Annotated in this window: 6 protein-coding genes; 5 read left to right on the forward strand and 1 reads right to left on the reverse strand. The window is 58.4% G+C overall.

The genetic code is table 11. The features are described 5' to 3' along the window. Positions 1 to 93: 93 nt before the first annotated feature. Positions 94 to 969, forward strand: a complete 876-nt coding sequence (rarD, locus tag H8S59_RS25040) for an EamA family transporter RarD (RefSeq protein WP_187523170.1) — start codon at positions 94 to 96, stop codon at positions 967 to 969. Here the strand turns inward: rarD and zapE are convergent, their stop codons facing one another. Continuing rightward, on the reverse strand, positions 970 to 2,085 hold the full coding sequence (gene zapE / locus H8S59_RS25045; RefSeq protein ID WP_187523171.1) for a cell division protein ZapE: 1,116 nt from the start codon (positions 2,083 to 2,085) through the stop codon (positions 970 to 972). Between the two features lie 224 nt (positions 2,086 to 2,309). Here zapE and H8S59_RS25050 point away from each other — a divergent pair, with 224 nt between their 5' ends. The 4 genes from H8S59_RS25050 to efeO all read left to right on the forward strand — a co-directional run bounded on the left by H8S59_RS25050 (position 2,310) and on the right by efeO (position 7,449). Then, on the forward strand, positions 2,310 to 3,755 hold the full coding sequence (locus H8S59_RS25050) for a SulP family inorganic anion transporter (protein ID WP_187523172.1): 1,446 nt from the start codon (positions 2,310 to 2,312) through the stop codon (positions 3,753 to 3,755). A 209-nt stretch (positions 3,756 to 3,964) separates the two neighbouring features. Next, a complete protein-coding gene (gene ampC, locus H8S59_RS25055; RefSeq protein ID WP_187523173.1) occupies positions 3,965 to 5,113 on the forward strand; it encodes a class C beta-lactamase in 1,149 nt (382 codons plus the stop codon). 255 nt (positions 5,114 to 5,368) lie between these two features. Continuing rightward, positions 5,369 to 6,232, forward strand: a complete 864-nt coding sequence (gene efeU / locus H8S59_RS25060; protein WP_095099409.1) for an iron uptake transporter permease EfeU — start codon at positions 5,369 to 5,371, stop codon at positions 6,230 to 6,232. Positions 6,233 to 6,240: 8 nt separating this feature from the next. After that, positions 6,241 to 7,449 (forward strand): iron uptake system protein EfeO, encoded by a 1,209-nt coding sequence (efeO, locus tag H8S59_RS25065; RefSeq protein WP_187523174.1) that lies wholly within the window; start codon positions 6,241 to 6,243, stop codon positions 7,447 to 7,449. Positions 7,450 to 7,521: the final 72 nt, after the last annotated feature.

A 7,521-nucleotide genomic window follows, 5' to 3' on the forward strand; every position in this document is an offset into this window, starting at 1 on the left:
TTTGGGTCAACTCATAAATTCGCAAAGCAGCTAAACTACGCACCATTTTGAACCGGGCCGCCCTGCAATTGCCCGCGACGTGAAGAGGCTGCTGTGTATAAAGGTGTGGTGCTGTCGGTCCTGGCTTCAGTGCTGTTTGGGGTGATGTATTTCTATACGTCGCTGCTCAAGCCGCTGGGTGGGGAAGAGATCTTCGGCTGGCGGATGTTGCTGACGGTGCCGTGTGTGACCGTCTTTCTGTTGTTCAGTGGCGACTGGCATCTGGTCAGAAAGATCGCCGGACGTATCCGCCAGCAACCGGCACTGCTGATTGGTATCGCTTTGTGCTCACTGCTGTTGGGCGCGCAGTTGCTGGTGTTCATGTGGGCGCCCCTGCATGGCCGCAGCCTGCAAGTGTCCATGGGTTATTTCCTGCTACCACTGACGATGGTCGTCACCGGGCGCATCGTCTATGGCGAGCGGCTGTCGCGGTTACAGAAAATCGCCGCCTTCTGCGCCATGGTGGGTGTCGCCAACGAGTTGCTCAATCATGGCAGTTTCGCCTGGGAAACCTTGCTGGTAGCAGTCGGCTATCCACTGTACTTCGTGCTGCGCCGTAAATTGGCCACCGATAACCTGGGCGGTTTGTGGTTCGACATGGCCTTCATGCTGCCCATCAGCGTCTGGTTCATCGTCAACGGCGATGCATCCGTAGTTGAACAATTCCCGATGCTGTATCTGCTGATTCCAGTGCTGGGTCTGATCAGCGCCTCGGCACTGGTCAGCTATATCGTCGCCAGCCGCCTGCTGCCATTCAGCCTGTTTGGCCTGCTCAGTTATGTTGAGCCGGTGTTGCTGGTCGGCGTAGCATTGCTGTTGGGCGAGAGCATCGGCCGCGACGAATGGATGACCTACATTCCGATCTGGCTGGCGGTGCTGGTGCTGATTTTCGAAGGCTGCAAACACGTACTGGCGCAGCGTCGGACCTGATTACTGGATAAAGCGCTCCAGTTGCATTTCCTGCAAACGGCTCAGGGTGCGACGAAACGCGAACGACAGATAACCCTGGGTGTAGAGCTCGTGCATGGGCACTGCCGCCTCGACATATAAAGGCACGCGACGGTCGTAGCATTCGTCGACCAACGCGATGAAACGTCGGACTCCGTCATCGTGGGGCGACAGCTGCGGCAGTTCGCGATCACCGGCGACCACTTGCTCGACTGCATCCTCAGTGCCACGGGCAATTTTCGCTTCGCGCTGTGGCGCACTGAGGGCCGGAACTTCACTGAGCAATATCGTCGAGAAGCGGTCGCACAGCTCGATGAAGTCCATGGCGGCCAGCGGCTGCTCACACAAGTCGCCATAGCGGCACCACAACACGGAGTCGCTGTGCTGAATGCTGTTGATGCTGCGATGGCCCACGGGCACTGCGCCACTGGACACGGCTTCATTACCTCTGAGCGTTTCCAATACAGGTGCCAGCGCGCTGCTTTGCCCGGGCGTGGTAACGAAATACCGCTGATGCAGCAGCCCCGGATGCAGGCGATGGTCTTCGCCGCCATCCACCGTGACGACCTGCATGTAACGCTGAATCGCTGCAATAGCGGGCAGGAATCGCTCGCGGTTATGACCATGGCTGTACAACTGCTCGGGTGGCTGGTTGGAGGTGCAGACCAGCACCACGCCTGCTTCGAACATCGCTTGCAGCAAACCGCCGAGGATCACCGCGTCGCCGATGTCAGTGACAAATAACTCGTCAAAACACATCACCCGAACATCACGCCCCAGCTCCTGAGCTACTACTTTCAGCGGGTTGGAGGTGCCGATCAGTTCGAACATGCGCTTGTGAACCCAGCGCATGAAGTGATGGAAATGCTGACGCCGGGCCGGAACGCTGAGGCTTTCGAAAAAACGATCCATCAACCAGGTTTTACCCCGCCCCACCGGCCCCCACAGGTATACGCCCTGAGCCGTTTTCGGGTTGTCGTTCAGTGCCTGAAAACAGGCCTGCAACTGCTGAACCGCCTGCAACTGCGCAGCGTCCGGCTGGAAGCCCAACTGCTCGACGGCCCGCTCATAGGCCTGCAAAGGGGACACGACATTCATGGGTGGTGCATCGCTCGGTTGAGGGAGGGGGTGCAAAGCATATACGAACGCTGACACAACCTGTAGGAGCTGCCGAAGGCTGCGAAAGCGTCATATCTGACACACCGCGGTTCGCAGCCTTCGGCAGCTCCTACAAGTTTTCTGTCGCATTCGTTAGCACCCACCAGCCACATTCAGTAACATCCCCTCTTTTTGCTTTCCGGCATTCCCCCTTCAGGTAACTCATGAAACCAGCCCGTATACGCGCCGATGTTCTGGCCGGACTCACCACATCCTTCGCTCTGGTGCCCGAGTGCATCGCCTTTGCTTTGGTTGCCCACCTCAACCCGCTGATGGGCCTTTATGGCGCGTTCATCATCTGCACCCTGACCGCACTGTTCGGTGGGCGACCGGGGATGATTTCCGGCGCGGCAGGTTCCATGGCGGTGGTGATTGTCGCGCTGGTGGTGCAGCACGGCGTGCAGTATTTGCTGGCGACGGTACTGCTGGGCGGATTGATCATGATCCTGTTTGGCGTGCTGCGCCTGGGCAAGCTGGTACGGATGGTGCCGTATTCGGTGATGCTCGGATTCGTCAACGGCCTGGCAATCGTGATCGCCATGGCTCAGCTCGAACACTTCAAGGTGGGCGACGCCTGGCTGACTGGAAAACCGTTGTACCTGATGATCGGTCTGGTGGCGCTGACCATGGCCATCGTCTACCTGCTGCCACGCCTGACCAAGGCGATACCGCCTGCGCTGATCGCGATTCTGGGCGTCGGTCTGCTGGTCTACCTGCTTGATCTTCCGACCCATACCCTGGGCGACATGGCGCATATCGCCGGCGGCCTGCCGAGCCTGGCCTTGCCGGAAGTGCAGTGGGATCTGGAAACCCTGCGCATCATCGCGCCTTACGCGATTCTGATGGCGCTGGTGGGTCTGTTGGAAACCCTGCTGACCCTCAACCTGACCGATGAAATCACCGAGAGCCGTGGCTTCCCTGACCGTGAATGCGTGGCGCTGGGCGTGGCCAACATGGCTTCAGGCGTGTGCGGAGGCATGGGCGGTTGCGCGATGATCGGCCAGACTGTGATCAATCTCAGCTCCGGTGGCCGGGGTCGTTTGTCCGGCGTGGTCGCGGGGTTGATGATCCTGATGTTCGTATTGTTTTTGTCGCCGCTGATCGAAGAAATCCCGCTGGCCGCGCTGGTCGGGGTGATGTTCGTGGTGGCCCAGCAGACCTTCGCCTGGGCGTCGTTGCGCGTGCTGCACAAAGTTCCGGTCAACGACGTGCTGGCGATCATCGCCGTGACCGTGGTGACGGTATTGACCGATCTGGCCACGGCGGTGATGTTCGGCATCGTGATCGCGGCGCTCAACTTTGCCTGGCAACAGGCGCGGGAGTTATACGCGGATACGCATCTGGAGGCTGACGGCAGCAAGGTGTACACCCTGCACGGCACGCTATTCTTTGCCTCCACGACACGCTTTCTCAACCAGTTCGACACGGCTGAAGACCCTGCCCAGGTCACTCTGGATTGCCGCCACCTGAGCTTTGTCGATTACTCGGCGGTGTCGGCTTTGCAGACTTTGCGCGAGCGCTACACCAAGGCAGGCAAGCACCTGCGCGTGGTGCATTTGTCGAATCGTTGCAAGCAGTTGCTCAAGCGGACCGATGTGCAGCATGGGTGAGGGTGGCTTAATAAAAACTCTGTTGGAGCGAGGCTTGCCCGCGAAGTCGACTCGTTCGGTCAGGCACTCCGTTTATGGTTCTTCGCTGGCAAGGGCGGCACGGCAGCTTATTGAGCTTTTGAGAAACACCTTGAGACAGAACGTTTATTGAGAGCGCGCCGTCCAAGCGAATACTTTCCGCGCTCTGAATGGAATCCAGGGAATCTATAATGCGTCTGATCACTCAATCGTTGCTCTTCGCGTGCAGCCTCTCGTTCACTCACCTGGCAGGGGCTGCCCAGGCTGAGCCGGAATTTGATGCCAAAGTGCGCGACGCCGCCTCGCAGGTCATGCAGCAATACAACATTCCCGGCATGAGCATCGCCGTAACGTCCAATGGGCAACAGCAGTTCTACAACTATGGCGTTGCTTCAAGAGAAACAGCCCAGGCTGTCAGCAATGACACGCTGTTCGAGCTCGGCTCAATCAGTAAAACCTTCACGGCGACCTTGGCGACGTACGCCCAGGCCAACGGCCAATTATCACTTGGCGATCATCCGGGCAAATACCTGCCGCAACTCAAGGGTAGTGCTTTCGGCAACGTTAGCCTGATCAATCTGGCCACTCATACGGCAGGCGGCTTTCCCCTCCAGGTGCCCAACGAGGTGCAGAACAACGAGCAACTGATGACGTACTTGCAGGCCTGGCAACCGCAATACCCGGCAGGCAGCAAACGCACCTACGCCAACCCGAGCATCGGCATGCTGGGGATGATCACCGCCAAGGCAATGAACACCCCGTTCGAGCAGGCAATGGAACAGCAACTGTTTCCAAAACTCGGACTGACCAACAGCTATCTGAATGTGCCTGCCGACAAGATGCGTTTGTACGCGCAGGGCTATAACAAACAGGATGCGCCGGTCCGGTTGCAGGGCGGTGTGCTCGGTAATGAAGCCTACGGGATGAAATCCAGCAGCAAGGATTTATTGCGTTTCGTTGAGCTGAACATCAACGCTGGCAAGGCAGACAGTGCGTTAGCCAAGGCGATTACTGATACGCATGTGGGTTATTTCAAAGTGGGGAAAATGACTCAGGACCTGATCTGGGAGCAGTACCCCTACCCGGTCACTGTTGAGACGCTGCAGGAGGGCAACTCGTACAAGATGGCTTTCGAAACCCAGCCTGCCAGCCCGATCAATCCGCCGCTCGAACCGCAGCAAAATGCCTGGATCAACAAGACCGGATCTACCACTGGCTACGGCGGCTATGTGGCATTTGTTCCGGAGAAGAAAGTCGGCATCGTGATTCTCGCCAACAAGAACTACCCCAATGAAGCGCGGGTGAAGTTGGCGCATGAGATTTTGCGGGAACTGAAATAACCACTCTATCCCTGTAGGAGCTGCCGAAGGCTGCGATTGATTTTACCTGACACACCGATTCGCAGCCTTCGGCAGCTCCTACAGGCATCTCTGCCCACCTGAACCCCACCTGAATAAAAAATCCAAATACGATCCAGCGCGAAAAAACAACTATGCGCATTCAATAATGAGTATCATTATGTTACGCATTGTTTCAGGCGTGTGTCTTTTATCGCCCTGAAGCAGATCAGCCTAATGCATTAACCCTGGTGAAACATGCTCGTTCCTTTTTTGATCATGCTGCGCGAAGGGATTGAAGCCGCGCTTATCGTTGGCATCATTGCCAGTTACCTGAAGCAGACCGGCCGTGGCGAGTGGATGCCCGCCGTGTGGATTGGCGTATTCCTGGCCGTCGCCCTGGCGCTGTTTGTCGGCGGCGGACTGGAACTGGTCAGTGCCGAATTCCCGCAGAAGCAGCAGGAATTGTTCGAAGGCGTCGTCGGCCTCGTGGCTGTGGTGATCCTCAGCTCCATGGTGTTCTGGATGCGCAAAGTGGCGCGTTCGATCAAGCACGCTCTGCATGAATCTCTCGACGCCGCCCTCGCGGGTTCGAAAAACCAGACCTACGCGTTGATTGCCATGGTGTTCTTTGCCGTGGCCCGCGAAGGGCTGGAAACCGTGTTTTTCCTGCTTGCCGTCTTCCAGCAGAGTGAGGGAGCCAGCGCACCACTGGGTGCCCTGCTCGGCCTGATCCTCGCAGTGGTGATCGGTTTCGCCATCTACAGCGGCAGCATGCGTTTGAACCTGAGCCTGTTCTTCCGCTGGACCGGGCTGTTCATCCTCGTGGTGGCGGCCGGGATTCTCGCCAACTCGGTGCAGGCGCTGCATGAAGCCGGGGTCTGGAACCACTTGCAAACCGTGGTCTTCGATATCAGCGCAACGTTGCCGATGGATGGCCCAACAGGCTCGGTACTGGCGGGCATGTTCGGTTATCAGGACGCGCCGACTATCAGCACCCTCAGCGCTTACCTGATTTATCTGATCTTCGCGCTGGTGCTGTTTTTTATGCCCCACGCTCGGGTGGTGAATTTGCCCACCCGACCGGCGCATTCGCATCCCTCTTCCGCTACAAACGAATAAGGCAATCCATGTCGAATCGTCCTACAGGGCTTTCAGATAAAGCCAAGCCACCTCGCGCCTTGAAATTGGCTGTCGCCGGTTCCGTGGTGCTCATGATCGCTGCGGGCGGGCTGTTTTATTACGCCTCGCAAAGCGCGACCAAAAAGCGCGCCGCCAACAACAGCGCCGAGACCGTGGTCACCATTCATGCCCATGCCTGTGAGCCCAATGCGCTAACTGTGCCAGCGGGCAAGAACGCCTTCCGTATCGTCAACCGTTCCGAGCGGGCCGTTGAATGGGAGATTCTCGATGGCGTGCTGGTGATTGAAGAACGGGAAAACATTGCGCCAGGTTTGAGTCAGGTGATCAATGCCAACCTGCAACCCGGCGACTACGCGATCACCTGCGGACTGTTGAGCAATCCGCGCGGCACCCTACACGTGACGCCGACCGCCGAGTCGGACGCCAATGCCAAGGCGCGCCCTTCGATGGTTGCCTTCATCGGGCCGCTGTCGGAGTACCGGGTTTACCTGAGCACCCAGGGTTCGGCGCTGATCAAAGCGGTGAATGCACTGCAGGATGCTATTGCGGCGGGCGACTTGAGCGCCGCCCAGGCGGCTTACCTTCCAGCCCGCGCGGCCTATCAGCGTATTGCTCCGGCAGCGCAACGCCTTGCAGAACTGGACAACGCCATCAACGCCCGCGCCGACTACTACGAAAAACGCGAGCAGGACCCAGGATTCAGCGGCTTCCATCGTCTTGAATATGGACTGTTCGACCAGCACAGCGTTGAAGGCCTGCTCCCGGTGGCGCAGCGTCTGCAAACCGACGTCACCACGCTCAAGCAGCAGTTGCTAGCGCAGAACATGGCCCCCGAACAACTGGCCAGCGTCATCGCCCGCAACATGCGCAGCCTCGCCGAAATCCGCAGCAACGGCGAAGAGGAACGCTACAGCCACAGCGATTTGAACGGCTTCGTTGCCAACCTGGAAGGCACCCGCAAGGTCATCGAGTTGCTGCGCCCGATGCTGGCAAAAAGTGCCAAGTCGCTGCTGGAGCAGATCGATGCCGCCGCCGCTGCGCTGGACACCGAATTGAACGGCCTGAGCACCGGCACCGGCATGCGCTCTTACGACCAGGTGGATGCAGAACAACGCAAGTTGATCGCCAGCAAAGCCAAGGCACTGGCGGATGCGCTGGACGGGATAGATCAGGCGCTTGGCCTTTCGGGACTTTGATACTAAGACCGCAACTCTCTGAGTTCAATGCGCCCCTGTGGGAGCGGTGCTTGCCCGCGATAAGGGCGCGGT

This window comes from Pseudomonas folii (genome assembly GCF_014357575.1).
In the GTDB taxonomy this organism is placed as follows: Bacteria; Pseudomonadota; Gammaproteobacteria; order Pseudomonadales; family Pseudomonadaceae; genus Aquipseudomonas; species Aquipseudomonas folii.

Coding starts and splice junctions, on each gene's coding strand:
- efeO (WP_187523174.1), top strand. CDS start 6,241: ATGTCGAATCGTCCTACAGGGCTTTCAGATAAAGCCAAGCCACCTCGC.
- efeU (WP_095099409.1), top strand. CDS start 5,369: ATGCTCGTTCCTTTTTTGATCATGCTGCGCGAAGGGATTGAAGCCGCG.
- zapE (WP_187523171.1), bottom strand. CDS start 2,085: ATGAATGTCGTGTCCCCTTTGCAGGCCTATGAGCGGGCCGTCGAGCAG.
- H8S59_RS25050 (WP_187523172.1), top strand. CDS start 2,310: ATGAAACCAGCCCGTATACGCGCCGATGTTCTGGCCGGACTCACCACA.
- ampC (WP_187523173.1), top strand. CDS start 3,965: ATGCGTCTGATCACTCAATCGTTGCTCTTCGCGTGCAGCCTCTCGTTC.